We start from the raw sequence: 26,283 nt of genomic DNA, 5'->3' as shown, positions 1-26,283 counted from the left end.
ACGCCGCCTTCTTACCGGTGCTCGTGACCATTGACGAGGATGTCCCTTCACGAAGAGGAAAAGAGGACGGCACAGACCACACGCACCGCCCCCCAGCGACCCCCCCAGCGACAACAGGCGCGGCAGCCACCCGGATGACCACCAGCCCACACCCAGCGAAACGCATAGATGCGTCATATGCCGCAAGATAATGACCCACTCGGGTGAACACACGCACAGGACCGTCACGCCACGCCTCGGACAACCACGCACGGGACGTCACACCACACCCCGGACACCCACCACCGGAACCGACCGCGACACCGCCACAACCAGCCACCCCTCCCCACCCCGGCCCCGGCCCGCCCCGCTGCTGACGGCCGGAGCCGTCGCACAGCGGCCCTCGCACCCCCCACATACAGGCGATCAGCACCCGCCACGCCCCCGACCGACCGGGACCAACCTGGTCAGGGATGGTGCGCGAAACGGCAGAACCGGCCGGCACGCAACTCCGCAGCCGGCCACGACAACCACCGCAGCCGCCGGCGTCCCCAACTCCCGCCGCACTACCAGGGCATTCGGGGGCGTGTTACTGTCGCGCGATGTCCAAGACCGACATTGACTTGGTGACCGCCGAGTTCTTCGGCGCCTTCGACAACCGGGGCGGCAAGACACCCGACGTGACACGAATCCGCCGGCTCGTGCTTCCCTCCGGCATCATCGTCAAAACCGGCCCGGAATTCACCGTGTACACCCTGGACGAGTTCATCGAACCCCGCCAACAGCTCCTGACCGACGGCCGGCTGATCGAGTTCTCCGAATGGGAGACCGCCGAACGCACCGAGATCGCAGGCGACATCGCCTCACGATTCAGTGACTACCAAAAATCCGGAACCATGGACGGCAAACCGTTCAAAGGCGGCGGAACCAAAACCATCCAATTGGTCCGCACCCCCGAAGGCTGGCGCATCACAGCGCTCTCCTGGCATGACCAGCCCTGACCACCCCCGGCCTCCACGCCATCCGGCCCCAGCCATGCCGGCCCGAGCTGACGCAGCGCGCCAAACCGGACCCCGACATCCCCGGCCCGGCCCAGAACACCGAGCACCCCAGCACCAGACTCTTGCAGCCAAGCGCCAGCTGCCGTCGCCGTCCACGTGGCGTGTCCTTGGTTCATGACGGCCGCCCGCCGAACTGCCAGTCGTGGACCTCGATGTCGGCATACCGGTCCGAGGTCAGGACGGCGCGCGCCGTATCCGGGTCCGCGGCCCGGACCAGCACCGCCGTACCCAGCCAAGTGGCGCCGTCGTCGGACAGCAGTGGCCCGTACGCGATCAGCTCGTCACGGTCGGGCGGCACGACGAGGTCGACGGCCTGCCCCGAGCCGAGGCCGAGCACCAGATACCGGTTGCCACCCATCCGGCCTCCAGGGAAATCCCACATGGTGCGCCCCAGCATGTTGCGCCACCGCCGCAGCAGCACGTCCCGGTACACGCCGGCCTGATAGTTGGGCTCGTCGAAGGCGAACGCGCGGGCGGCAGCGGGATCCGGCAGATCGACGATGTGCACACTGCCGGTCGGCGTTTCGCCATCGCCGCCGAACGTAGGGCCGCGAGCAATCATCTCCGCCGCGTACCCGTCCATGTACGACCAGTGCTCTTCCAGCGGTTTGTCGCGCAACGCGACCGAGCCGGGCCTATCGCGGTGGTAGCAGAGGAACTCCATGCCCACGGACTCTCCCCAACACGGCAGCACCTCAACGGGATTTGGCAACGCTGGACCCATGCTGCTGACACGGAAGCGTTCCATCAGGCCGCTCAGCCGTCCCGAAGAGCGCGGCCACAACGCACCGGCGCCCTCAGCCACAGCAGAGATAGGTGGCCGTGCTCAGCGACAGTTGGCCACCCGTCGTCGCGAAATCGTCGCCGCAGAGTCAGAACCCAACATCTTCATGGGCCTTCTAGGGACGGACGTATCGATGGTTAAGCCGGAACCGAACTGATGCAGCACATGTCTCTCGCACCATGACTTCTGACGAGCAGCAAACGCACGCGCGCTCCACCGGGCTCACCTCGCCGTCCGCTGTGACTGTGGATCCGCCGAAGGTCAACGACTACAACAGCTTCGCCGAGGCGTACACGGCCGAAAGTGAATCCAACCTCATCAATGGCTACTACCAGCGGCCCGCGATGCTGGCCCTCGCCGGAGACGTGGCCGGCCGGCGGATCCTCGACGCCGGCTGCGGCTCCGGGCCCCTGTTCGCGGCGCTGCGCGACCGTGGCGCCATCGTGAGCGGCTTCGACGCGAGTGCCGGGATGCTGGAGCTGGCCCGGCGGCGGCTCGGCGACGGTGCGGATCTGCAGGTGGCCGACCTGGGCAGCCCGCTTCCCTACCCTGACGACACGTTCGACGATGTCGTCGCGGCCCTGGTGCTGCACTACCTGGAGGACTGGGGGCCGGCGCTGGCCGAGCTACGACGCATACTCAAGCCCGGCGGTCGGCTGATCGCGTCCGTCGACCATCCCTTTGCCATCAACCTCATGCACCGCCAGGCCGGCCGCGAGGCCGAGTACAACTATTTCAACACCACCAACTGGACCGAAGAGTGGACCATGGGCGGCCAGACCGCCCTGATGAGCCTCTGGCACAGGCCGCTGCACGCGATGATCGAAGCCTTCACCGCGGCAGGCTTCCGGCTAACAGTTATCAGCGAGCCAGAGCCTGATCCAGCCGCCCGCGAGCTGTTCCCCGAAGCCATCGCGGCCACGCCGCGCTTCCTGTGCTTCCTGTTCTTCGTCCTGCAAGTCGACTAGTAGAAGGCCGTTGAAGATCTTGCTGGGGGCTTGCCTGCGGCGGGGCCACAAGGGCGGGCGCCCGCCAGGCTTCGACGCCGATGCGTACAAGCAGCCCATCACCGTCGAGCGCTGCATCACCCGACCCAAGCAGTGGCGGCGGCCTGGCTATACAGTGCGACAAAATCGGCATCGCTTACCAGGCCGCACTCCACCTCGCGGCCATCGTCATCTGGGCACGACGCTGACCAAAGAGATAGAACCTTGCCATGCCAAGCTTCGAGATCACACCGATAGGCATAGTCCGGAACAACCGGACGGACGTCCAGCACACGGACAACTGGGGTGCCGTCCGCAGCACGATCACCGTCGACGAGCGCTTCGGCGAGGCGTGCCTCCAGGGTCTGGAGGGCTTCTCCCACGTGGAGATCCTCTTCATCTTCGACCAGTTCCCGGAACACGACGACTACCGCGAACCCCGCCCCTACCGCGGCCGCTCCGACCTCCCGCCCGTCGGCGTCTTCGCCGGCCGCGGCCCCCGCAGACCGAACCGCATCGGGGTAACGAGCTGCGCCATCGAATCCGTCCACGGCCGCGAACTGACGGTGGTGGGCCTCGACGCGGTCTCGGGCACCCCGGTCATTGACCTGAAGCCGACGATGGCGGAGTTCCGCGCGGTGAACATCAAGCAGCCGGAATGGGTCAGCCGCCTGATGTCGGAGTACTTCCAGCCGTGAGCGGTCCCCCGTCAACCCGCCCGCGGCTCACCGCCTCCCCCTATGGTTTCTAGTCGCCGTCGTCGCTGCTCCGGTTCAGGCTCCGGCGCCGATTCTTCTCGGAGCTACGCAGCAGTTCCCCCGCGGTGAGCGTCACGGTCGCCACAACGCGGACCCAGCGGGGCCCGCCGCGCCCAGCCCACACCACACATACGCACCCGCCGACGGCGAGCGCCAGGACGCCGAGCAGCACCAGAACGGTCATGTTCCCCACCCCTGATTCGTACGGTCCCATTGATCATCTCAGGCTCGGAAGGGGTGCCCCAAGGGATGTCCTGCCGAATCCCTGCCGTCGGCCGCAGATCAGCGCCCATGGAACGTTGGCGTGGCGGCGGGAGGGGGTGAGGACGGCTTGGACGTGTCGTTTGCCCTCACGGCGTTTCCGGTAGGCGGCGAGGACCGAGGTTGCTTCATGGATCAGCAAGAGGTTCTGGCACAGGTTTTGCGGGACGTCGCGAAGTGCCACGAGACGGGCGATAGGAATGCGGTTGGTGACGTGATCGAGTAGGCCCAAACCGTGCGATCGAAGCGCAGGGTACCGTCACGGACATGCCCGATGATCACCCTGCCTGCCGATGTGTCATCTGCCATGACTATGGCGATCGAGACGAGGCCGACCGCATGGACCTGCGGACAGTCGGCCAGGTCCAGGAGCACGGCTGGAGCGTCGTGATGGTGCCGGCGGACGACGAGGGGCCCGGCTTCGCTTACACGATCGGGCTTTGGCATACACACGGGGTGCCCGAGCTGGCGATGTTCGGGCTGGACATCCAGACGATGCACATCATGCTCAACTCCCTTGGCCATCAGGCGGCAGCCGGGGCTGTACTGGAGAACGGGCGTACATGTCACGACGTCATCGAGGGGCGGCCGGTTGTCCTGAAGTCGGCCGATCTCCGCTGGTACCGGGAGTTCTTCGGGCGCGCGATCTCCTTCTACCGACGCCCCCCGTTCCCGGTCCTGCAGGTGGTGTGGCCCGACGCAAAGGGGCGCTTCCTCTGGCAGCCAGGGGCCGACGAGCACTATCTGCAGTCCCAGCCCCAGTTGTGGCTGAAGCCCACCGAGCACCCTGACGGGGTATGGGCCACACTCGCGACCGGCTGAAGGCCGCTGAGACTCGGCGGACGGCAGTTCAGACGAGCAGGACTCGGTTGCGACGAAGATCATGCGGCCGCGATCACCCGTCGGGTGTCACGTCCACGGTGACCTGCACGGTCGCGGAGAACCGGTGGTGACGGCTGGACGCTGCCGTTCCCGCACGGCACCCCGCCGAGCTCGGCCCCGGAGCAGTGCGCCCACCCGCTCCCCCGCCACCTTCAAAAGGCGTGCAGGCCACGTCACTTGCAGCCGGAGAACGTCTCCACCCGCACGCGGTCAGCCCTTAACGCACCGGCCGTGCCGGGGATACGCCGAGCTCAGGGGCTGTGCAACCTGCTTAGCGCTCCTTGACGGCGTGCAGCATTGTGATGCCGAGCCACGGGCCGCCGTACCAGTACCCGGGGCCGAGTCCGCGCAGCGTGCCCTGGCCGATGTGCGCGGCGTACCTGCTGGCCATGTTCCAGAAGTCGGCGACGAGCAACTGCCCGCCCGGGCGCAGCACCCGCATGGCCTCGTCCACCGCGCGGTATCGCCCCTCGGCCGACGGGATGTTGTGGATCGCCAGCGCGCTCGTCACGACGTCGAAGGAGCCGTCCGCAAACGGCAACGCGGTCATGTCGGCCGTATGCACTTCCACCCGGTCGGCGACCCCTGCCGCGGCGGCGTTGGCGAGCGTGACTTCGGGCCGGTTGCCGCTCTGGTCCTTTCCGGACCACAGGTCCACGCCCACGGCATGCCCCGTCGGCAGTCGCCTGGCCGCCTCGATCAGCACCGCGCCGCGACCGCAGCCCAGGTCCAGCAGCTGCTCGTTGCCCTTCAAGTCGGCCTGGTCCAGCTCCCGCCTCCAGATGCGCAGCTTGCCGTGCAGTGTGGTGTGCAGGTAAATGCCGGCGTGGGCAAGCAGTACCGTCCCGGCAGTCACCATCGCCTTCCGTCCCGGCCGCCACCGGCCGGCGGCCAGGCAGCAGGCAGTCCCGGCGGCGCCGAGTACCGCCGGGAACGCTGGAGCGTCGACGCCGTATCGCGGCCGCTGAAGGCGCGGCAGTGGGGAGTCATCCCGATTCTTGGACATACGCGCACTGTCACAAGCTCAACTGCCGGGCGTCTTGGAGAAATGTTCCCCCGTGACCAGCGCCACCGGCCTCGCGCCGGCCAGGTGCAGACCGCCGTATCAAGCCTTGGACAGGTATTCGGGGGCGGCCCACGCGACGTCGTCGACCGCAAGCCACGGCGCGACCGCAACGCCCGTGGGCGTCACACCGGCGAAGGCCTTGACATCCCGATGGAGGTGGGACTGGTCGACGTAGCCGATCTCCGCCGCCACCTGTGCGGCGCTGTGACCCGCGGCGAGACGGTGGGCCGCGTGGTCGAAACGGACAAGCTGGGCGGCGCGCTTGGGGCTGAGACCGATCTGGGCCCGGAACCGGGACCACAGCCGCTTACGGCTCCAGCCGACCTCGGCTGCCAGCCGCTCGACCCGAACCCCTCCCAGACTCGTCACCATCTGTCCCCACACGAAGGCGACTTCAGGCTCGACCGCGCGGCCTGCCTCGTGTCGTCGAACGAGCGCGGCCTCCGCGATCGCGAACCGGTCGTCCCATGACCCGGCAGCGCGCAGTTGCTCTTGGGTCCGCGCGGCATCGCGGCCCCAGAGGTCATCGAGGGAGACCACCATCCCGCCCAACTCCGAAGAGACGCCCAGCACCGCGTGCGCGACCACCGGCGACAGCCGCACCTGGAGGCACTCGATGTCACGCCCGCGCCCTCGAACGCCGCTCGCCGCGAGTCCGACGACGACACTGCCGTTCTGCCGGCCGCTGCTGTTGTCGTCGACGGCAATCGGGCCATCGCTCAGGTCGACGGCCACCGTGACAGCCGGGTACGGGACAACGTCCAGGTCGAAGAGTTCCCTGGTACGAGCGCCGAACCCGGCCATGCTGACCCCCGGCAGCCGACCGGGCCTCGACGGGGTGGCGATGTCCCACACCGCCGCAAAGTCATGAGCCGACTCAGCGCATCGCATGTCGCCAGGCTAAGCGACATTCATCCAAGACACGACGTCCGAGTCGCGACGACGCTGACGGCCTCCGTAAGTACCCCGGACCGGACCGGAAAGGACCACTCGTGACGCGCTCTCCGATTGACCCGTTCACATCGGCCGTCGAACTCGCTGCGGCCATACGCCGAAAGGAGGTGAGCCCGGTCGAGGTGGCCGATTGCTATCTCGAGCGGATGGACGAGCTCGACCCCCAGCTGAACGCCTTCTGTCACCGGGCCGACGACGACGTCCGCAAAGCCGCGTCTGTCGCGGCCGATGTAGTGGCGCGGACCCCGTCGGCCGAAGACCTCCCCCCGTTCCATGGCGTCCCGCTGCCGGTCAAGGACCTCCTTGACGTGGTGGGATGGCCCACCACCCATGGGTCCGCCGGCGCCAGGCAGGAGCCGGCCGCAGCATCGGATCCGGTCGTGCAACGGTTCGTGGACGCGGGATTCGTCCTGCTCGGCAAGACCACCACCTCCGAATTCGGCGCCCTGCCCTTCACCGAGAGCGAGGCCCTGGGCATCTCGCGCAGCCCGTGGGACCCGGATCGCACGCCGGGCGGGTCGTCGAGCGGAGCGGGCGCTGCCGTCGCCGCCGGGATGGCGCCCATCGCCCACGCCGAAGACGGCGGCGGGTCGATCCGCATCCCCGCGTCGTGCAACGGCCTCGTCGGGCTCAAACCCACCCGCGGCCTGGTCACCAACGGGACCGTCAGCGTGGAAGGTCTCGGCACCAGCGGCGTGCTCACCCGCACGGTGGCAGACACCGCGGCCGCCCTCGACGTGCTTGCGCGCCATGATCCGGGCGCATGGTGGTCACCCCCGACCCCGCACAGGTCCTTTGCCGCCGCGATGAAGACGGACATGCCGACCGGGCTGCGGATCGGTGCGCTCCACGACTCTCCGATCGACGGGATACGCGTGCACCCGGCGTGTACCGAAGCCGTCACCGTCACTCTTCGGACGCTCGAATCGGCCGGTCACCATGTCGTCGACACGCGTCTTCCGCTCCCCTCGACCGACGAGTTGGTGGCGGCGTTCACGACCATCTGGAACGTCGGCGGCAGCGGGATCGCGCTCGCGGACCCCGACCGCGTCGAGCCCCACAATCGTGCCCTGCGCGCCGCGGCACGATCGATCGACTCGTGGTCCTACGCAGAAGGGGTGCAAAAGACCGAACAGTTGTCGCGGCGCATCGTCGAAGGCTTCCTCGCCGGCTTCGACCTCCTCGTCACGCCCACGATGGCATGCCTCCCGCCGCTCGTCGGTGCCTGGCGGGCAGGCTCCGACGACGATCCCCTGAGGCCACTGCTGAACAGCTACCCGATGGGGGTGTTCACGTCAGTCTTCAACGTGACAGGCCAACCGGCCATCTCCATCCCCATCCACCACGACGCCGGCACCGGCCTGCCCGTCGGCATCCAGATCGTCGCCGCACCGTGGCGGGAAGACCTCCTCCTCCAGGTGGCTCGCACCCTCGAACTCGCACATCCCTGGACCGATCGCCGCCCGCCCGTCAGGTGAGGACGGCGGCTCTTCCCTAGCGGAGTCCGTATCGTCGGGCGTACATCCGCGTGTTGCCAGTCCGGCACGGCCCGAGGCGAAGGTGGTTCCGGCTCGCGCGAGGCAGCCCTGCGTCGACGCTGCCCGCACTGATCGGCGTACTTGTGTACGGCATCGCCCTCATGTACGGCATCGCTCTCACGCCTGCCCGGCCAGATATGCAGGAGGTAGTCCTCCAGCGGCCTGGCAGGCGGGTTAGGTGTCAGCGGCAGAGAACAGCACCCCCTCACTCGGGCTCGCGATGGGCGCCGGACTCCGACATCTCGGCGATCAGCGGACCGAACGCCTTCACCAGCCGGGTCCTGTGCGGGAGTTGTCCGGCCACTTGCTGACAGACCCGCACATCACCGACAGACCGGCCAGGCTTTCCGTGTCACCGGTGACTCGCCCGCACCCGGAACTCGTCTTCCGCAGCACGGTCCCCTGCTGGACAGGATCGACGAGGACGGAACCAACCAACGGTGTCCGCAACGGAAGGGGTGCTCGAAGCGAGGTGGGGAAACGGCCTCGACGGCATGCGGAACACCGGGTACAGCCGAACCGCTATCTGGCCCCCGGAGTGGGGGACTTCCCCGATTTCCTGGCCCCGCCGCAGGCAGCTCCGGACCTGATAGCGGCAGCTCCGGCTGATCCCTCCAGCCGGGCGAAGGCGAGGATGTCGGGGACCGCTTGGCGCAGGCTCGCGAAGTGACGGTGCACGCCGGCCACCGCAACCGCGGCGTTGACCCCCCACACCGTCATGCCGGCCCGCAGTCCTGCCTCGACTCCGGACGGGGCATCCTCAATGACCAGGCAGTTCTCGGGCCGGGCACCGAGCTGCTCGGCGGCCAACAGGTAGGGCACGGGCGAGGGCTTGCCTTCCGCCACTGCGGCGGCGTCCACAAGGACGCGCGGGACCGGCAGACCCGTCCGAGCAAATCGCCCCCGCACCCGGTGCTCATAGTTCGAGGTCACCAGCGCCCACGCCTCCAGCGGCAGGGTGCTCAGCAGCTCCGACGCACCGTCGAAGGCCGCATAGACGCCGGACCGGACGTCGTCGTCCTCCAGTTCGTGCAGCGCTGCCAGGCACTCCTTTGGATCCTGGTCCGGGGCCACCTTCGCGAAGGTCTCCATCGGCCGCGTCCGCAGCGCCACCCGATAGACCTCATCTGCGTCCAGTCCGTATCGCCCCGCCCATGTTGCCCAGACCCGGCGTTGGTTGTCCACGGCGTCGATCAACGTGCCGTCGACATCGAAGAGGACGTACTTCCTGGGGCCGGGCTGCTCAAGCTCACTGGTCACGCCATGATCATGCCAGGAGATCCTGGAGATCACTTACGGGACGGGCCGGACATCCCTTAGCGGAAGCCTCGCCAAGCCCTCCGGAAAATGGACCAGCGCCCGCCGCAGTCCCGGTCTCGTGATGTCGCACCACGACGGTCAGCCGTGGCCGCGGCCGTGGCCCCCGCTCCCCCGTCAACTGCGGACCCGGCATGGTCCTCGGACCGAGGCGTTGTCAGTGGTGGCGTGCAGGATGGCGGGCATGACAACACCTGCTGCAGTGATCGTGGATGCCGCCGCCTACGCGCGGGCGGTCGAGGACGCGGTGAAGGCGTCCGCCGCCTACTACACGGGCGGCACGTCGGCGTTGGACGACGACGCCTACGACCGGCTGGTGCGCGGCATCGCGGCGTGGGAGGCCCAGCATCCCGGGCAGGTGCTGCCCGATTCGCCGACCGGAAAGGTCGCCGGCGGTGCCGTGGAGGGGGATGTCCCGCACACGGTGGCGATGCTGAGCCTGGACAACGTGTTCTCGCCCGAGGAGTTCACCGCGTGGAGTGCGTCGCTGGCCCGGCGGATCGGTCACGACGTGGAGCGGTTCAGCGTCGAGCCGAAGCTGGACGGCCTCGCGATCGCCGCCCGCTACAGCCACGGCCGCCTCACCAGACTGATCACCCGCGGCGACGGGACGGCCGGGGAGGACGTCTCCCACGCGATCGGCACCATCGAGGGTCTGCCGAATGAGCTGGCCGAGCCGGTCACGGTGGAGGTGCGCGGCGAAGTCCTCATGACCACAGCCCAGTTCGAGCACGCCAACGAGGTACGTACCGCGCACGGCGGGCAGCCGTTCGCGAACCCGCGCAACGCCGCGGCGGGCACACTGCGCGCCAAGGACCGCGCCTACACCGTACCCATGACGTTCTTCGGCTACGGCCTGCTCCCGCTGGCCGACACCGAGGCCGGGCCGGCCGGGCGGCTGGGAGAGGCCGCGCACAGCGACCTCATGATCCAGGCCGCCGCGTACGGGGTGAACACCACCGCAACCACCGCCGTGCCCGGCATCACCGCCGACACCGCGGAGCGGGTTCTGGCCCGGGTGAAGGAGATTGCCGCGCTGCGTGCGGACTTGCCGTTCGGGATCGACGGGATCGTCATCAAGGCCGACCTGGCCGCCGACCAGCAGACCGCCGGATCCGGTTCGCGTGCCCCGCGCTGGGCGATCGCCTACAAGCTGCCCGCGGTGGAGAAGATCACCCGGCTGCTGGAGGTGGAGTGGAACGTGGGCCGCACCGGCATCATCGCCCCGCGGGGCGTGCTGGAACCCGTCGAGATAGACGGCTCCACCATCACCTACGCCACCCTGCACAATCCGGCCGACATCACCCGCCGCGACCTGCGTCTGGGCGACCATGTCATGGTCCACCGGGCCGGCGACGTCATCCCCCGCATCGAAGCCCCCGTCGCCCACCTGCGCACTGGCGACGAGCAGCCCATCGTCTTCCCCGAGGTGTGCCCTCGGTGCGGCTCCGGCATCGACACCAGCGAGCAGCGCTGGCGCTGCGAGAACGGTCGCAACTGCCACCTGGTCGCCGCCCTCTCCTACGCCTGCGGCCGCAACCAGCTCGACATCGAAGGCCTCGGCCACACCCGCGTCGTCCAGCTCGTCGAAGCGGGCCTGGCCGCCGACCTGGCCGACCTGTTCACCCTCACCCGCGACCAGCTCCTGAGCCTGGAACGGATGGGCGAGACCAGCACCGACAACCTCCTCGCCGCGATCGCCGCGGCCAAGGGGCAGCCGCTGTCGCGGGTGCTGTGCGCGCTCGGTGTGCGCGGCACCGGCCGCTCCATGTCCCGCCGCATCGCCCGGTACTTCGCCACCATGGACCACATCCGCGCCGCTGACGCAGAAACGATGCAGCAGGTCGAGGGCATCGGCACCGAGAAGGCGCCGTCCATCGTCGCCGAACTCGCCGAACTCGCCCCGCTCATCGACAAACTCGCCGCGGCCGGGGTCAACATGACCGAGCCCGGCGCCACCCCGCCCTCCCCTGCCACCGGTGACGCCGACAGCGATTCGGAGAGCATGGAGTCGACGGGAGGGCCGCTGGCCGGGATGACGGTCGTCGTCACCGGCGCGATGACCGGGGCGCTGGAGAAGCTCAGCCGCAACCAGATGAACGAACTCATCGAACGCGCCGGCGGCCGCTCCTCCTCCAGCGTCTCGAAGAAGACCACCCTGGTCGTCGCCGGCGAAGGCGCGGGCTCCAAGCGCGCCAAGGCCGAAACCCTCGGCATCCGCCTGGCCACCCCCGACGCATTCGCCACCCTCATCGCCGACTACCTCGACTGACCCCGATCCACGAGGGCGGGGGTGCCGCAGTTCACGGGACGCTCGGTGCCAAGGGCGGTACAGGCAGGGGTGGTTGACCGTACATCCGTATGCGGCTGCGGAAGGGACTGTACCCCCGGACCGACACGCTCTGTGCGCACATGCCCTTGCCCAGCAGACGTGGCTGGCGGTGGGGTAGATGGCCACGTCCCATCCACATCGCACCGACACTCCCCCTCCCCCCGACCAGCCAGGGGGCTCCGCGTTGTCGCCCTGCAGCCTCCTTCTCCGCCGAACGGCCGGCCCTATGAGCGAACGTGACGGTGACGGGCTCGTTCGGGCAGCGGCCGAGAGTCTCGGCCGGCAGGGCTTCCTCGCTGGGGTACACGGCCAGGTGGCAGGGGGCCTGTCGGCCACCCAGTCGGTGACGTACTGGCAGCGGTAGCCCTCGTACGGGGGCAGCACCGCTGGACGAACTCGGCGGCCCCGGCCGGCGTGTCGAGGAAGGCGACGAAGTCCCGTACGCCGCCCGGGAACTGGAACCGCAGCGGCCGGGACCCGCCCGGGGGACGTTCGTCGGTCAGAGAGATACTCAGGCCCTGGTTCAGGAAGGCCAGTTGCCTGAAGTGCTCCGCCAGCACGGCGAACGAGCACTCCGCCGTCCCGAAGATGTCGGTGTCGGGCCAGAAGGCGATGGTGGTCCCGCTTCCGGTCGCCGGTCCTACGGCGGTGGGCGGGGTGAGCGCGACGCCGCGCGCGTACTCCTGGACCCAGCGCACCCCTTCACGGCACACCTCGGCCGTCAGGCGGCTCGACAGGGCGTTGGTGACGCAGGGCCCCGTGCCGAAGAGGCTCATTTCCGCGGCCTGGCGGCCGCCAGGCCCGGCCCCGGCGTGCATGCGGGTCAGCAGGGCTTCGAGGCCGGGACCGCCGGTGTCCCCGGCGGTGGCCTCGACGGGTACACCCGGCCCGTCGTCGGCGACACGCAGACCGCCGTCGGGCGTGAGGGCGACGTCAACGGAGCTGGCGCGGCCGGCCAGGACCTCGTTCACCGCCCGGCAGGCGACCTCGAACACCAGCTGATGCAGGCCGCGTTCGCCGGTCGAGCCGACGTACATCCCCGGCCGCTTCCGAATGGCTTCCCACCCCTCCAGCACCTTGATGTGGCTGGCGTCGTACCTGATGGCTTCCTCACTCACGAAGTCCCCCTCCGATGCTGTCCGGCAGAGGTCCCCCACCCTAGGCGGATCCCTGGAAAACACCAGGTCAGAGCCGATTCGACGAGGGCAGGGTCAGGCGGGTCAGCGGCTACCCGGAGGCGGTCGACCCAACGGTCGCGAACCGTGGCGAGAGTGCGGCCGGGGGCCTGCCGAGGCCGCGTACGACCCCATTGCAGGCGGCCCTGGGGCCACCAATTTCGGTGCGTCGCCCGCCCGCCTGGAACGCCGCGTCCGCCTGCTTCACCGCCGCACTTTTCTCAGAATGCCCCGTGCTCGGCGGTGAAGGTGCCCTCGGCGCGGGCCTGGTGCAGGGCCTCGGAGCGGTCCAATGCCCGGGACTTGCGCAGCAGCACCTCCAGGTAGCGGTCCAGGACCAGGTGTTCCAGGACCAGGTGTTCCAGACCGCAGTCGGCGAGCCGGGCATGGCGGGCAATCTCACATCTGTTGTCGAACGCGACGAGCATGTCGCCGGTCAGGTGGACAGTGACCTTGCGTTCGATGAAGCGGACTTCTGCTGCCCGCAGGAGCGGGAGATCCGATGGACCGCCCGGCCCGAGTAAGCCAGGCGGAAGGCCAACAGACAGCATCTCAGCCGCTGTCCGGCCAGGTCGGCCCAGACCTTTCCGAAGTCGACCTCGGCATCCGAGCCGGGAGCATTAATGCGGATCAGCCCCCGCCATCGCGAAGGCGCTCGGCTACCACGACAAGACCGCCACCCGGCTGGTCACGGCAGCGGGCGGAACCTGGAGCCGACACGCCCCGGTGTGACCTCGGACGAACCTAGTCCGGCTGGAGATCCGCTGATCATCCCTCCCACCACGGCTCCAGTCCCTCCACGACGACGAATTCGTGGAAGTCCATGTTGCCGATCTCCAAGTTGCACGCCATCGACCCGACCTCGCGGCACGGAAGGACGGCGGACTGCCCCGGGGTGTCGTACAGGTCGACGACGGTCAGCGGTCGGCTGGGCTCGGCAAAGGTCCTGGCATCGGCGAGCGCGACCAGCGTGGTGTGTTCCTCGGGCGGGACCAGCGCGGGGACCTGGCCCGGCTGGAGGCCCTCGAAGGCCCGGTCGTCGACGACCAGCGCCCCCAACGGGTAGTGCTCCACGTCGATTTCATCCGGGTCCAGGTCCGAGCCGACCCAGCCGTCTTCGTCGGCCCCGCCCAGCTCGTCGAGCAGAGCGCGCCAGCCCCCCTCGTCGTCGAAGGAGGTTCGGACCAGCAGGGCCGCGCCGGTGGAGGGCAGTGCCGGGAAGGACCGACGCGACGGCACCGTCGGCGCGGGGAAGGCCGGTCGGCCACCGTCCCCCTGGTACATGCCGCACCTGTCCATGTCGCGCACCAGGTCGTCGAACGCGAGCGTGCCGCCCAGCAGAGCGTCCAGGATCTCGCCGAGGCGGGTTGGCGGGACCCGGACACCGCGCCCGGGCATCGCCGCCAGGTCCACCAGCAACGGCCCATCCCCGCCGTACACCACAGGGATGTCCGCCAAGACGGCGACCGGCGGCACGAGGCCGCCGCCCGGGACAAGCGCCGGTACGTTACCGCCGTGCAGGTAGTCCCATCCGGGGCCTTCGACCAGATGGAGCCGCACCCCGCTGCCCCCGATCTCGTCGAGCAGCCCGCCCCACAGAGCCTTGCCGTCCTCGTAGCACGTGCAGACCAACAGCACTTCACCAGGCGCAGGTTGGGGAAGCTCGGGAAAGGACATGACTCTCCTTCGAAAGGACCGGCGCGAACACCCTGTCGGCCGAACCGGCTCCGCGATCCCGCGGCGCGTCAGCCGGCCGTCGCACATTGGGGCCGTGCACCCGGCGGGGCACGGTCCCGCAGCGAGTACACCGCACCGGCAACACACCACAACACACCTGAGTGTTGAGCACGTTGGCACACCGCTCGGCCGCCTCCACCACCACGCCCGACAGTTGCGGCAACAGTCACCTCAAATCCCCTGAACCGAACCGCACACCCGAAGGATGCCCAGCCCAAGCCGACACCGTCACAAGACCAGCGCCAGATCCATTGGCGTGTACGCCGACACTCGTTCGCGTGAGTGGCTCGTCAGCGGGGCCAACTCTCACGCTCAGCGGCAGTTGGCCAGTTGGCCAGGGCATCAGCATTCCGGGTCATGGCACCGGCGTAGACGTAACTCTCGAAGATCGCTTGCGGCGTGCGGGGCACGGAGGGCTCCCTGGACACGGACACGGAAGACCACATCATCACAGCGATGCTCACGGGAACGTGGTTTCCGTGAACGATCACGTTCCGCCGGTTCGGCCCCGGAGAAAGTCCAGAGCGGGCAGCAGCCGCTGTTCCTCCAGCAACTCGAAGGCATGATGCCGTCCGGTGGAGATCATGGCGCCGGGTCAGTTCTGTCCGTTCTCGATCCACGGACGGAGTTTCTCCGGATTGCGGACCGCCCAGATGTGAGTGATACGGCCGCCAGTGAGGCTGAACGCTGCCACGGTCACGGTGACGCCGGCATGCTGGGCGACCAGGCCGGGCCGGCCGTTGACCGTCCGCTCCAGGAGCGTCAGCCCAGGGGCCTTGCCGGCGATGTGGATCAGGTACTGGGCGATGCGTTCGCTGCCCTCGACCGGGCGGAGGACGGTGCCGACCAGGCCGCCGCCGTCGGCGGTCATCGTGGCGTCGGGGTCGAGGAGGTCGACGAGGGCCTCGATGTCGCTGGCCTCCCACGCCTCCTTGAAATGCCGCACCAGACCGGCCTGCCCTGCCGTCGGAACCGCCGGAGCCTGTGCGGCCCGAATACGTCGACGGGCCGAGGAGGCCAGTTGCCTGCAGGCCGCGGGTGTCCGGCCGACGATCTCGGCGACCTCGGCGAAGGGGTACCGGAAGACGTCGTGCAGGATGAACGCCACGCGTTCGGCCGGCGTCATCGACTCCAGTACGACGAGGAAGGCCATGTTCACCGACTCGTCCAGGGTGACCTGGTCGGCGGGGTCGTCGGACTCGGCCCTGCCGCCGCCCGCCCGCCCGCTGAACCACTCCGTACGGTCGGGCAGCGGCTCCGGTATCCATGCGCCGACGTAGCGCTCGCGCCGGGCCCGCGCCGAGCCGAGCATGTCCAGGCAGATCCGGCCGGCCACCGTCGTCAGCCAGGCGCCGGGCGACTCGATGGCCTCCTGCTGTTGCCGCGACATCGCGTACCAGCGGGCGTAGGCCTCCTGCACGGCATCCTCGGCCTCGACCAGCGAACCGAGCAGCCGGTAGGCGAGATTGATCAGCTGGCGCCGCTCGCCGACGATCACGCTCAGCCCCGGCTCGGACCGGTCATGCCCTGACTCCGACGGGGTGCTCATCGCCGCGACTGCTCCCTGGTTCTTCGCATCGGTTCTTCGCATCGGTTCTTCGCATCGGTTCTTCTCGTCCGCTTCCGCTTCCGCTCTCGGCACTTCGGCGAAACACGGCACCGGACTGCGAGGGCGGCGCTTCGCCTCACATTTCGCGGGCCCACGTCGTCGGACCACCGAGACACTACTGATCCACCGCCGCGAGGCAGAAGAGGGGACCACGTCATGGCCACACAGACGACGGCAGTACGGGGCAGAGTCACGTTCCTGCAGGTCGCGATCGCCCTGCAGACTCTGGCCATCTTCTTCCAGGCGGTCACCGCCGGACTGGTGCTCTCCTCGTCCCACGGCGAGGTACTGCACAGCGCCGGAGCGCGCGTGATGTACGGCGCATCGATGCTGTACGTGCTCGCCGCGATCCTGGCGTGGCGACCGGGCGGCGGGGCGCCCCGCCCCATCCTGTACGCGTCCGGCTTCCTCGTACTCGCATCGGTGCAGGTGGTGCTGGGCATCGCGCACATACCGTCGCTCCATGTCCCCCTGGGCGTCCTGATGTTCGGCCTGAGCGTGCTGGCGCTGGGCCAGGTGCTCTCCACCCGCTTGTCGCACCGCTCCGGCACCCGGTAGATCGATCGAGGAAGGCCAGGCAGCGGCAATGACCGACCGCCGTCAGCTCAAAAAGGGCTAAGAGGGTGTCTCACGTGGCAAGTTTCGCGAGCTTCTTGTAGCAGGTCAGGGCGGCGGCCAGGCCGAGGAAGGCGAGGAAGTGCGAGCCCTTTCGTTCGTATCGGACGGTGAGGCGGCGGTAGCCGAAGAGCCAAGCGATCGACCGTTCGATCTTCCAGCGGTGCCGACCGAGGCGTTCGCCGGACTCGATGCCGGGCCGCGCGATGCGCGCGACGAGCCCGCGCTCGCGCAGCCAGGCCAGGTGTTCGGCGGAGAAGTACGCCTTGTCCGCGCGGAGTTTGACGGGTCGGCGCCGCCGTGGTCCCCGGCGGGACCGGACGGCGGGGTATGCCGCGGATGAGCGGCTTGAGGGCGAGGCTGTCGTGCATGTTCGCGCCGGACACGGCGACGGCGAGCGGGATGCCCTGGGCATCGGACAGCACGTGCAGCTTGCTGCCCTTCTTGCCGCGATCGACCGGGTTCGGCCCCGTCAGCGATCCCCCTTTTGGCGCGAACGGAGGCCGCGTCGACGATCGCCGAGGTCCAGTCCACCTCGCCCCGGGCCCCGAGTTCGTCCAGCACCGCCCGGTGCAGCCGACGCCACAGGCCGGCCTCGGTCCATACCGTGAGGCGGCGATGCGCGGTGCTCCGCCTTCCGCGACCAGTAAGCAGGGCACGCCCCATCTCCCGTCATCGCGAAGGGAGTAGAGGGAGTTGGAGTGCGCTTCAACGACACCAGGCCGGCACCACGCCCGCCGCTTCGGCACCCGATTCCGAAGCTTTGACTGTCCCGTTCACAGTGCTGACCGCTCCGCATGCTTGCATGCTGGAAACGGGAGTTCGCCCGCGATCTGGGAAGGGGACGTTCGTGAGGATCGGGTCCGTGAATCGGCCTGAACGTGTTGCTGTCATCGGAGTGGGCATCCTCGGAGCCAGCGTGGGCTGGAACCTGTCCCGGCATGGCGCCAAGGTGGTCTTCATCGACGCAGGCCAGCCGGGCGAAGGCGTCACCAACTGGTCTTTCTCGTGGGTCAACGCCAGCAACAAGACCGCGCGCAAGTCCTACTTCGACCTGAACGTCGCGGGCATGGCAGCGTACCGAGAGCTTGCCAGGACCATCGGGTCAGACTCATGGTGGTATCCCAACGGCCACCTGCGTTGGGCAGACGATCCCGCAGCGGAGTCGAAGCTCCTGAAAACAGCCGGACTGCTGGAAAGCTGGGACTACCGGGTCGAGTTGTGCACGGGGACAGAGGTGCGCCGCCGCCTCGAACCCGCTCTCACGATGCCCGGCGAGGTTCCAGTCCTGTTCTACCCCGACGAAGCCTGGGTGCACGGACGTCATCTCGTCGGCCGCCTGGTCGGCCAGGCCGTTGCATCCGGCGCCGAGCACCGGTCCGGCACCGCTGTCTGTGACATCGGCACCGGTGCCGACGGGAGCATCCGGAGTGTTGCTCTGTCCGATGGGAGCTGTCTCGACGTCGATATCGTCGTGAACGCAGCAGGCCCCAGCGCGTCCCACGTCGCCGGGCTCATCGCACGGCACTTGCCGATGCGCCGGGAACCCGGCGCCGTCACCCGGATCGGCTGTGCTCAGGTCCCGGTTCACCGGGCCATGCACGCGCCCCACATCGAGATCCGTCCTGACGGAGACGCTTCGGTGGTCCTCCACAGCCGCGAGATCGACACACTCATCGACACAGGCGAAGAGCCGGCGGAACTCGCACGGCTGCTCCACGAATCGGCGCGGCACGTCGTTCCCGAGCTCGGCAACTCCCGCATCACGCAGACACGGGTGGCCAACCGGCCCATCCCAGCCGACGGATTCCCCTCGGTGGGAGCGGTGCCGTCTGTGCCGGGCTACTACGAGGCCGTTTCCCACAGCGGCATCACGCTCGGGCCGGTAATCGGCCGGCTGCTTGCTTCGGAGATCCTCAGCGGGAAGAGAGATGAGCTGCTCGCGGACTTCCGCCCGGAGCGCTTCCCCCCGTGACAGCCCGGGCAAGGGCCACCAGCCGCTACGACGAGACCCACAGCCAGCCGTCCTTCCTGTCCGTGAGGCTCCGTCGCCCGTGATGGAGCAGTATTCGCGCACCTGAGTGACATCGAAACTCGCCGACATTCACGGGCACACAGGCCCTCGGGTGGCATCCGAACTCATCGACAAACGACGTTCATTGAGGGGCTCTGGTCCACTTCCTGTGGATGCATACGCAAGGTGACTGTTGATCTCCGTGTGATGGAGGGTGAGTTCGCCCGAAAATCGCCCGGCTGGTTGGTGGCGTGGTCGACAGTCCTTCGCCGTGAACGAAGTGCTGCCGGAGTTGAACGAGCTGCTGTTTTCCTCGGTCGAGGGCGTGTTGGTGGAGTCGGTCGAGGTGACCGACGCGGTCGTGCGAGTCGGGGCCCGTACGACCGCAGGGAAGGCGGCCTGTCCGGGATGTGGATGTCGGTCAGGGCGAATACACGGCTCCTACCTGCGATTCCCTCGTGATCTGCCGACGGCGGGCAAGTTCGTGGTGGTGTCGTTGCGGGTGCGGCGGTTCGTCTGCGAGGAAGAATCCTGCGAGCGCAAGACCTTCGCTGAGCAAGTACCGGGCCTCACTCGCAGGTTCGGGCGACGGACCGAGCGGCTACGGTCGACGCTGGTGTCGGTCGGTCTTGCGCTCGCGGGCCGAGCCGGCGCCCGGATGACGGACGCCTTCAGGGTTTCGGTCAGCCGGAACACCCTGCTGAGGCTGATCGCCTCGCTTCCGGACCCCGCCACCGCAGCACCCCGTGTGGTCGGCGTGGACGAGTACGCCCAGCGCAAGGGCCGTGTCTACGGAACCGTGCTCGTCGACGTCGAGACACGTCGACCGGTCGACCTTCTTCCGGACCGGGAGGCGGACACGCTCGCGGCCTGGCTCGCCGAGCGGCCCGGCATCGAGATCGTCTGCCGTGACCGGGCTCCCTTCTTTGCCGAGGGCGCGACCCGCGGAGCCCCGCAGGCTCTCCAGGTCGCCGACCGGTGGCATCTCTGGCACAACCTGGGCGAAGCCGCCGAGAAGTGCGTCTACCGGCACCGCAGCTGCTTACGTCCCGCGCCGGAACAGCCGGAGGAACCCCAGGAGGAACCAGAGCCAACCACGTCATCGCCCTGGCCGACAGGGCACCGGTTCGCCGAGCGCACCCGCACCAAGCACGCCACCATCCACGCTCTCCTCGCCGCCGGCCACAGTAAGCGGTCCGTCGCCCGGCAGCTCGGGATGACCCTCAACACGATCCTGCGCTTCTCCCGCGCCACCAGCCCGGAGGAGATGTTCACCGGTCAGTGGCAAAACCGTGCGACCAGGCTCGATGCCTACAAGCCCTACCTCGATCAGCGCTGGCAGGAAGGCTGCACCAACGCCTGGAAACTATGGGAGGAGATCAAGGAACAGGGCTATCCCCGCGGCTACGCCAGCGTCCGCGACTACGTCAGCAGGACGCTTCGCGGCAAGCCCCAACCGGTCGGCCCCCGCCCGCCGTCGGCCCGCGCCGTCACGCGCTGGATCCTCACCCACCCCGACGCCCTGCCCGAAGTCGACCGCCTCCAGCTCAAAGCCGTCCTGGCCAACTGCCCCGAACTGACAGCACTCTCCGAGCACGTGCGTTCCTTCGGCCACATGGTCGCCCACCTCCAAGGCGACCAGTTGCCGACCTGGATCGAAGCGGCCACCTCCACTACCGAACTGCCCAGCCTCCGGCACTTCGCCCAGCACCTCGAACGCGACCTCGACGCCGTCATCGCCGGCCTCACACTCCCCTGGAACTCAGGCGTCGTCGAAGGCCACGTCAACCGGATCAAGATGCTCAAGCGTCAGATGTTCGGCCGCGCTGGTTTCGAACTCCTCCGCAAGCGAGTTCTCCTCGCTCCGTAATTTGATTGCTGGACCTGGCCCGGACTCTACGATCGAGGAGTGACGATCGAGTACGAGTGGCGGGGCGACTTCGACAACACCGCCCTCAACGCGCTGCATGCTGGCGGCTTCGGCCACCCGGTCACTCAGACTGCCTGGCGAGAACGACTTGAACGCCACAGCCTCGGCTGGGTCTGCGCTTGGGAAGACGGCTCGCTGATCGGCTTCGTCAACGTGGTCTGGGACGGCGGAGTTCACGCCTTCGTCCTGGACACGGTGGTCGCCCAGCATCGCAAGCGGAGCGGTGTTGGAGGCGCGCTGGTCGCAGCTGCTGCTCACGAAGCTCGTGCCGCGAAGTGCGAGTGGCTCCACGTTGACTTCGAGGAGCACCTTCGTTCGTTCTACTTCGATGCCTGCGGCTTCAAGGAGACGACAGCCGGACTGATCGCCCTGTAGCAGGGTGGACCAGGCTCTGGGCCAGGATGCACAGGGTCAGAAGCAGTATCAGCAAGCCCTCGCCAGACCCCTGACCCAATCTCAGACGTCACCGGGAGTAACTGCACCACAGGAAGTGGACCAGAGCCCATTGAGGGCCACACAGCCAGATCGTCATACTACGATCACTAAGTGTGAGCAGCGAGAGAAGAGCTCAGGCGGCCCGCCAGAAAAGACTTGCCGCGGTGCGCGCTCGACTGCAACGGGTGGCAGAGACGGGCGACTTGTCGCTGGCGGTAGAACCGAAGGCACTCACTGAGGCGCGACGGCTTGGCGCAACGTTCCGGCACGATGAGCAAGACCTCGAAGCTTGCCATGTGCTCGGCTGGCTGTACTGGTTCCGGTACCAGGCGCTGCCCGAAGGCGAAGATCAGGCGGACTTGAGCATCGCAGTGGGGATGCTCGCACCGTGTTTCATGGCCGGTGCCGATGATCTGCCCGAACCGTTGATGCCGCTACTGGCCGAAGCCGCGGTGCCCGTCGCCGTAGACCTCCGCCGGCAGATAGCGACATCCACTGACCCGGACCTGATCTCCACAACCGTCTATTTGTGGCAGCGGATTCTGGACGTCACCCCCGCCGACCACCCTGACCGTGCGGTCAATATGTTCAATCTGGGAGGAGTGCTGCGGGCGAGATTTGAGCGCACTGGGCAGTTGGCAGATATGAGTGCGGCGATCGAGGCGTTCCGGGCTGCGGCCGAGGCCACCCCTATGGACAACCCGCGCTGGGTGGCATCCATCTTCCTCGGGGGCGTGTTGCACGTCTCGCGCTTTGAGCGCACTGGGGATACCTCGGTCTTGGATACAGCGATCGACATGTTCCGGACGGCGGCCGAAGCCGCCCCGGGTTGCGTCCATGGAGATGGTGTACGGGTTCGACCTGATCCGGGGGTTTGCTCCGGCATCGGGATGGTGCCCGCATAGATGAACGGCCACCGGCTGATCTTCGAAGTGTCGAAGCCTCGAAGGAGATCAGCACGATGACCGCACCGGACAGTCTGCCCCTGCACGCCCTCGCCGAAGACAACCTCGCTTCGGCGAGTCCCGATCTGTTGCGCGCGATGGTCAAGACGTTCGCCGACGCACTCATGTCCGCGGAGGCCGACGCCCTCTGCAATGCCGAATACGGGCAGGTCAGCGACGAACGAGTCAACCACCGCAACGGATATCGCCCGCGCGAGTGGGACACGAGGGCAGGCACCGTCGAACTGGCCATCCCCAAGCTCAGGTCCGGGAGTTACTTCCCGCACTGGCTGCTGGAGAGGCGCCGCCGGGCCGAGCAGGCCCTCATCTCGGTGGTCGCCACCGCCTACCTGCTCGGCGTCTCCACCCGCAGAGTCGAGAAGCTCGCCGAGTCTCTCGGCGTCACCCAACTGTCGAAGTCCCAGGTCTCTGCGATGGCCAAGCACCTGGACGAACAGGTCGCCGCATTCCGCAACCGGCCCCTGGACCAGGGCCCGTACACGTTCGTCTGGGTCGACGCACTGACCCAGAAGGTCCGCGAAGGCGGCCGCATCATCAACGTCCATGCGCTGATTGCGGTCGGCGTGAATGCCGATGGACACAGGGAGATTCTCGGCATCGACGTCGCCACCGCCGAGGACGGCGCCGGCTGGCTCGCTTTCCTGCGCTCGCTGATCGCCCGCGGCCTGTCCGGCGTCCAACTCGTCATCTCCGACGCCCACACCGGCCTCGTTGCAGCGATCGGCGCGGTCCTGCCCGGCGCTTCGTGGCAGCGCTGCCGCACGCACTACGCCCGCAACCTGCTCAGCCAGGTCCCCAAGTCCGCCCAGCCGTGGGTGGCCACGCTGCTGCGGACTGTCTTCGAACAACCCGACACCGACGCCGTCCAGGCCCAGATGCGGCACGTGCTGGACGCCCTGGAGGCCAAGTTTCCCAAGGCCGCAGCCCACTTGGACACCGCACAGCACGAGCTGCTGGCGTTCACCGCGTTTCCGCGCGAGAGCTGGCGGCAGATCTGGTCGAACAATCCGCAAGAACGCCTGAACAAGGAGATCAGGCGTCGCACCGACGTGGTCGGCATCTTCCCCGACCGTGCTGCCCTGATCCGCCTGGTCGGCGCGGTGCTGGCCGAGCAGAACGACGAATGGACCGAGGCCCGCCGCTACATGGGACTCGATCTGCTGGCCAAGGCCCGCCTCCGCCCGATCGAGTCAGAAACCGACGAGACCGCCCCGCCCACCGAACTCACCGCATAGCCTCAAAACGAGATCACCGAGTGGCCGTTAATACACCACTCCCGCGGACGTGACCCCGCCCCGGCAAACAGCCGCGACCACGCAGGCATGCTGGCCTACTTGGGAAACGCACTGCGGGTCCGGTTCGACAGCACGGGATCCATAGCGGACTTGAATGCGGCGATCAGCGCTCTCCGGGCCGCGGTCAAGGGCACGCCCGGCAACGACCCTCACCGAGCGGGGCACTTGGACTTTCTGGGGCGGGCCCTTCTGGTCCGGTTTCAACGCACCGGGACCCAGGCAGACTTGGACGCGGCCATCACGGTCGGCCGGGAGGCCGTCACCGCCACCCCCGCAGGTCACCCCGACCGGGCGTCGCATCTGAACGACTTGGGGAACACGCTCCAGGTCCGATTCCAGAGGACGGGGTCGGCAGCGGATCTGGACGCGGCGGTCGGTATGTTCCGGGAGGCGGTTGATGCGACTCCCGCCGACCTCCCTTACCGGGCCATCTATCTGACCAGTCTGGGGAACGCGCTGAAGGCCACATATGAGCGCACACAGCATGCGGTGGATTTGGATGCGGCAATCGACAGTCTCCGGGCCGCGGTCGAGCTCGTCCCCGCCGACCACCACGACCGGCTGAAATATCTGCACAACCTGGGCCGTGCCTTGGAGGCTCGGTTCGCGCATACGGGGGAAGAGGCGGACCGCGGCGCAGCCGTATCCGTGTATGTGAGGGCGTGGGAGTCCGACTCGGCGACGCCGTCGAATCGCATCTCGGCGGCTGGGGCGGTGGCTGCCCTGCTCGCAGAGCCCGATCCTGGGCGGGCGGCAGGTCTCCTGGAGGCCGCAGTGCGGCTGCTACCCGAGGTGGCCCCGCGCCAACTGGACCGCGACGACCAACAGTTTGAGCTCGGCGGGTACGCAGGCCTGGCCGGTGACGCCGCCGCGCTGGCCCTGGCCGATCCCCGAAGGAGCGAAAGGGAACGCGCGGCCCGGGCGTTGAGCCTGCTGGAGACGGGCCGAGCGGTCCTGTTGAGCCAGGCTCTGGACACCCGCAGCGACCTCACCGACCTCCAGCAGCAACACCCCTCGTTGGCTGCGCGGTTTGTCGAGCTACGCAACCGGCTCGACCACCCTGCGGAGGCCAACGCTCCTACTGGCCTGTCGAACGGGAGCGTCGACACCTTGCTAAGCGGTCAGGACCGCATCGGACAGGACCGGCTCCGGCTGGCTCGCGAGTTTGCCGCCACCTTGAACGAAATCCGAGCCGACGAGGAATTCAGCTCGTTCGGGCTCCCGCCCAGCACCGACGAACTCCTCACACAGACAGACCAGGGCCCCGTAGTGGTGTTCAACGTCAGTCCCTACCACAGCGACGCCCTGCTGCTCACCTCGGATGGCATCAACGCCGTCCCGCTGCCCGAACTAAGACACGCCGCCCTGATCGACCGTATCAACGCTTTCCATCAAGCCCTGCACTCCGCGGCGGCCTCAGGTACAAGCGCAGTTCAACGACGCGAGGCCCAAGCCACGCTGACCCAGATCCTCCAATGGCTGTGGGACGTGGCCACCGGACCGGTATTGACCGTGCTGGGTCACCATCACTCGCACCCGGGGAGCGGCACCTGGCCCCGGGTGTGGTGGGCACCGGGCGGCCTGCTGGGCCTTCTGCCTGTCCACGCCGCCGGCTACCACGCCGACCCGGCCGACGACCCGGAACGGCGCACCGTCCTGGACCGGGTCGTCTCGTCCTACACCCCCACCGTGCGTGCCCTGCGCTACTCCCGCCAACAGGCGACCTCCGCACCCCCGGAGTCGGCCCGGGCACTCGTCGTGGCAATGCCCACCACGCCTCACCTCGCCCACCACGGCCGCCTGCGTTACGTACCCGCCGAAGTCAGCATGCTGCACAAGCACCTGCCCGAGGTGGTGCTGCTGCGCGAACCCGACCCGGACAGCGATCCCGCAGAGCCCTCGGTGCCTCTTCCGACCAAGTCCAACGTCCTGGCGCAGCTGCCTGGCTGCCCCATCGCACACTTCGCTTGCCACGGCGCCAGCCACCCCGCCGACCCGTCAAAGAGCCTGCTGCTGCTCCACGATCACGACAACGATCCATTCACTGTCGCGAGCCTCGCTCCGATCCGTCTCGGCCGGGCGCAGCTGGCTTATCTGTCAGCCTGCCGCACCGCAACCATCGAGGCGACCAGGTTGCTCGACGAGTCCATTCACCTGGCCTCGGCCTTCCAGCTTGCCGGCTTCCCTCATGTCATCGGGACCTTGTGGGAAATCAATGACCAGATCGCCGCCACCGTCGCCGACGCCTTCTACGCCCATCTCAAGAACGACCAGGGCATCCTCGACACCGGGCGGGCCGCCTACGCTCTGCATCACGCCATTCGGGCTGTCCGAGACGGCCTCGGCCTACCCGACGGCCTCAACAGGATCCGCACCCCGTCCCTATGGGCGGCTTACCTTCACGCCGGCGCCTGACCACCCCCGCCAGGCCACCGCATCGCCGCCGGCACCGCACCCTCACATCAACAACTCCGCACCCAGAACCTTCTTCGGGCGGCTGCTGCGAGAGGGGGCAGGAAAAGCACATGCTCGGCGCCGGCCCCTGTTGCTAGCATCGGCCTCATGATCACGCTTTCGCCTCAGCACCGGA

23 protein-coding genes and 2 pseudogenes are annotated in these 26,283 nt (G+C 68.2%); 14 read left to right on the top strand and 11 right to left on the bottom strand.

Annotation, left to right across the window (positions count from 1 at the left end):
• The first annotated feature begins 581 nt into the window (after positions 1 to 581).
• A complete protein-coding gene (locus AB5J50_RS48650; protein ID WP_369264933.1) occupies positions 582 to 980 on the top strand; it encodes a nuclear transport factor 2 family protein in 399 nt (132 codons plus the stop codon).
• Positions 981 to 1,152: 172 nt separating this feature from the next.
• Here the strand turns inward: AB5J50_RS48650 and AB5J50_RS48645 are convergent, their stop codons facing one another.
• A complete protein-coding gene (locus tag AB5J50_RS48645; protein ID WP_369265721.1) occupies positions 1,153 to 1,704 on the bottom strand; it encodes a YciI family protein in 552 nt (183 codons plus the stop codon).
• Between the two features lie 299 nt (positions 1,705 to 2,003).
• Between AB5J50_RS48645 and AB5J50_RS48640 the strand changes: the two genes are divergently transcribed.
• The 3 genes and pseudogenes from AB5J50_RS48640 to AB5J50_RS48630 all read left to right on the top strand — a co-directional run bounded on the left by AB5J50_RS48640 (position 2,004) and on the right by AB5J50_RS48630 (position 3,508).
• Positions 2,004 to 2,792 carry a class I SAM-dependent methyltransferase gene (locus AB5J50_RS48640; RefSeq protein WP_369264932.1) on the top strand — a complete coding sequence of 263 codons (789 nt, stop codon included), beginning with the start codon at positions 2,004 to 2,006 and terminating at the stop codon, positions 2,790 to 2,792.
• Between the two features lie 34 nt (positions 2,793 to 2,826).
• Positions 2,827 to 3,019 (top strand): annotated as a pseudogene (locus AB5J50_RS48635) (IS5/IS1182 family transposase); the annotation flags it as partial.
• Between the two features lie 21 nt (positions 3,020 to 3,040).
• Positions 3,041 to 3,508 (top strand): SAM-dependent methyltransferase, encoded by a 468-nt coding sequence (locus tag AB5J50_RS48630; protein WP_369264931.1) that lies wholly within the window; start codon positions 3,041 to 3,043, stop codon positions 3,506 to 3,508.
• A 49-nt stretch (positions 3,509 to 3,557) separates the two neighbouring features.
• Here the strand turns inward: AB5J50_RS48630 and AB5J50_RS48625 are convergent, their stop codons facing one another.
• Positions 3,558 to 3,752, bottom strand: a complete 195-nt coding sequence (locus AB5J50_RS48625; protein WP_369264930.1) for a hypothetical protein — start codon at positions 3,750 to 3,752, stop codon at positions 3,558 to 3,560.
• A 416-nt stretch (positions 3,753 to 4,168) separates the two neighbouring features.
• Here AB5J50_RS48625 and AB5J50_RS48620 point away from each other — a divergent pair, with 416 nt between their 5' ends.
• A complete protein-coding gene (locus AB5J50_RS48620; RefSeq protein ID WP_369264929.1) occupies positions 4,169 to 4,651 on the top strand; it encodes a DUF4262 domain-containing protein in 483 nt (160 codons plus the stop codon).
• Positions 4,652 to 4,982: 331 nt separating this feature from the next.
• Here the strand turns inward: AB5J50_RS48620 and AB5J50_RS48615 are convergent, their stop codons facing one another.
• Both AB5J50_RS48615 and AB5J50_RS48610 read right to left on the bottom strand, forming a co-directional pair.
• On the bottom strand, positions 4,983 to 5,717 hold the full coding sequence (locus tag AB5J50_RS48615) for a class I SAM-dependent methyltransferase (RefSeq protein WP_369264928.1): 735 nt from the start codon (positions 5,715 to 5,717) through the stop codon (positions 4,983 to 4,985).
• A gap of 99 nt (positions 5,718 to 5,816) precedes the next feature.
• Positions 5,817 to 6,668: a helix-turn-helix domain-containing protein gene (locus tag AB5J50_RS48610; RefSeq protein ID WP_369264927.1), complete on the bottom strand. Its 852-nt coding sequence runs from the start codon at positions 6,666 to 6,668 to the stop codon at positions 5,817 to 5,819.
• Between the two features lie 170 nt (positions 6,669 to 6,838).
• Here AB5J50_RS48610 and AB5J50_RS48605 point away from each other — a divergent pair, with 170 nt between their 5' ends.
• On the top strand, positions 6,839 to 8,209 hold the full coding sequence (locus AB5J50_RS48605; protein WP_369264926.1) for an amidase: 1,371 nt from the start codon (positions 6,839 to 6,841) through the stop codon (positions 8,207 to 8,209).
• A 582-nt stretch (positions 8,210 to 8,791) separates the two neighbouring features.
• Here AB5J50_RS48605 and AB5J50_RS48600 read toward each other — a convergent pair.
• A complete protein-coding gene (locus AB5J50_RS48600) occupies positions 8,792 to 9,529 on the bottom strand; it encodes an HAD-IA family hydrolase (protein ID WP_369264925.1) in 738 nt (245 codons plus the stop codon).
• A 241-nt stretch (positions 9,530 to 9,770) separates the two neighbouring features.
• Between AB5J50_RS48600 and ligA the strand changes: the two genes are divergently transcribed.
• Positions 9,771 to 11,858, top strand: a complete 2,088-nt coding sequence (gene ligA, locus AB5J50_RS48595) for an NAD-dependent DNA ligase LigA (protein WP_369264924.1) — start codon at positions 9,771 to 9,773, stop codon at positions 11,856 to 11,858.
• Positions 11,859 to 12,142: 284 nt separating this feature from the next.
• Here ligA and AB5J50_RS48590 read toward each other — a convergent pair whose 3' ends face one another.
• The 4 genes from AB5J50_RS48590 to sigJ form a co-directional block, all read right to left on the bottom strand.
• Entirely contained in the window at positions 12,143 to 13,036 is an 894-nt protein-coding gene (locus AB5J50_RS48590; protein WP_369264923.1) for a hypothetical protein, read from the bottom strand.
• A 278-nt stretch (positions 13,037 to 13,314) separates the two neighbouring features.
• Positions 13,315 to 13,644: a hypothetical protein gene (locus AB5J50_RS48585; protein ID WP_369264922.1), complete on the bottom strand. Its 330-nt coding sequence runs from the start codon at positions 13,642 to 13,644 to the stop codon at positions 13,315 to 13,317.
• Between the two features lie 217 nt (positions 13,645 to 13,861).
• Positions 13,862 to 14,770, bottom strand: coding sequence for a hypothetical protein (locus tag AB5J50_RS48580; protein ID WP_369264921.1), 909 nt, complete (start codon positions 14,768 to 14,770; stop codon positions 13,862 to 13,864).
• A 655-nt stretch (positions 14,771 to 15,425) separates the two neighbouring features.
• On the bottom strand, positions 15,426 to 16,379 hold the full coding sequence (sigJ, locus tag AB5J50_RS48575; protein ID WP_369264920.1) for an RNA polymerase sigma factor SigJ: 954 nt from the start codon (positions 16,377 to 16,379) through the stop codon (positions 15,426 to 15,428).
• Positions 16,380 to 16,595: 216 nt separating this feature from the next.
• On the opposite strand from sigJ, the gene AB5J50_RS48570 reads away from it, so the two are divergent.
• Positions 16,596 to 16,997: a hypothetical protein gene (locus AB5J50_RS48570; protein WP_369264919.1), complete on the top strand. Its 402-nt coding sequence runs from the start codon at positions 16,596 to 16,598 to the stop codon at positions 16,995 to 16,997.
• Between the two features lie 70 nt (positions 16,998 to 17,067).
• Here AB5J50_RS48570 and AB5J50_RS48565 read toward each other — a convergent pair whose 3' ends face one another.
• Together AB5J50_RS48565 and AB5J50_RS48560 are read right to left on the bottom strand one after the other, a co-directional pair.
• On the bottom strand, positions 17,068 to 17,469 hold the full coding sequence (locus AB5J50_RS48565; protein WP_369264918.1) for a transposase: 402 nt from the start codon (positions 17,467 to 17,469) through the stop codon (positions 17,068 to 17,070).
• Positions 17,438 to 17,713, bottom strand: a pseudogene (locus AB5J50_RS48560) (hypothetical protein); the annotation flags it as partial. The pseudogene AB5J50_RS48560 and the gene AB5J50_RS48565, both read right to left, overlap by 32 nt.
• Positions 17,714 to 17,919: 206 nt before the next feature.
• On the opposite strand from AB5J50_RS48560, the gene AB5J50_RS48555 reads away from it, so the two are divergent.
• The 6 genes from AB5J50_RS48555 to AB5J50_RS48530 all read left to right on the top strand — a co-directional run bounded on the left by AB5J50_RS48555 (position 17,920) and on the right by AB5J50_RS48530 (position 26,108).
• Positions 17,920 to 19,029: an NAD(P)/FAD-dependent oxidoreductase gene (locus tag AB5J50_RS48555; RefSeq protein WP_369264917.1), complete on the top strand. Its 1,110-nt coding sequence runs from the start codon at positions 17,920 to 17,922 to the stop codon at positions 19,027 to 19,029.
• Between the two features lie 310 nt (positions 19,030 to 19,339).
• On the top strand, positions 19,340 to 20,938 hold the full coding sequence (locus AB5J50_RS48550; protein WP_369264916.1) for an ISL3 family transposase: 1,599 nt from the start codon (positions 19,340 to 19,342) through the stop codon (positions 20,936 to 20,938).
• Positions 20,939 to 20,977: 39 nt separating this feature from the next.
• The gene (locus AB5J50_RS48545) at positions 20,978 to 21,373 is read left to right on the top strand and encodes a GNAT family N-acetyltransferase (protein ID WP_369264915.1); all 396 of its coding nucleotides are present in this window, start codon (positions 20,978 to 20,980) and stop codon (positions 21,371 to 21,373) included.
• Between the two features lie 173 nt (positions 21,374 to 21,546).
• On the top strand, positions 21,547 to 22,338 hold the full coding sequence (locus AB5J50_RS48540; protein ID WP_369264914.1) for a hypothetical protein: 792 nt from the start codon (positions 21,547 to 21,549) through the stop codon (positions 22,336 to 22,338).
• A gap of 56 nt (positions 22,339 to 22,394) precedes the next feature.
• A complete protein-coding gene (locus tag AB5J50_RS48535) occupies positions 22,395 to 23,633 on the top strand; it encodes an IS256 family transposase (RefSeq protein WP_369253814.1) in 1,239 nt (412 codons plus the stop codon).
• 87 nt (positions 23,634 to 23,720) lie between these two features.
• Positions 23,721 to 26,108 (top strand): CHAT domain-containing protein, encoded by a 2,388-nt coding sequence (locus AB5J50_RS48530; RefSeq protein ID WP_369264913.1) that lies wholly within the window; start codon positions 23,721 to 23,723, stop codon positions 26,106 to 26,108.
• Positions 26,109 to 26,283 lie beyond the last annotated feature (175 nt).

It is taken from the genome of Streptomyces sp. R35 (assembly GCF_041053035.1).
Classification (GTDB): domain Bacteria; phylum Actinomycetota; class Actinomycetes; order Streptomycetales; family Streptomycetaceae; genus Streptomyces; species Streptomyces lutosisoli.
The sequence above is the reverse complement of the archived record's forward strand: the minus strand, read 5'-3'. Positions and strand labels throughout refer to the sequence as shown.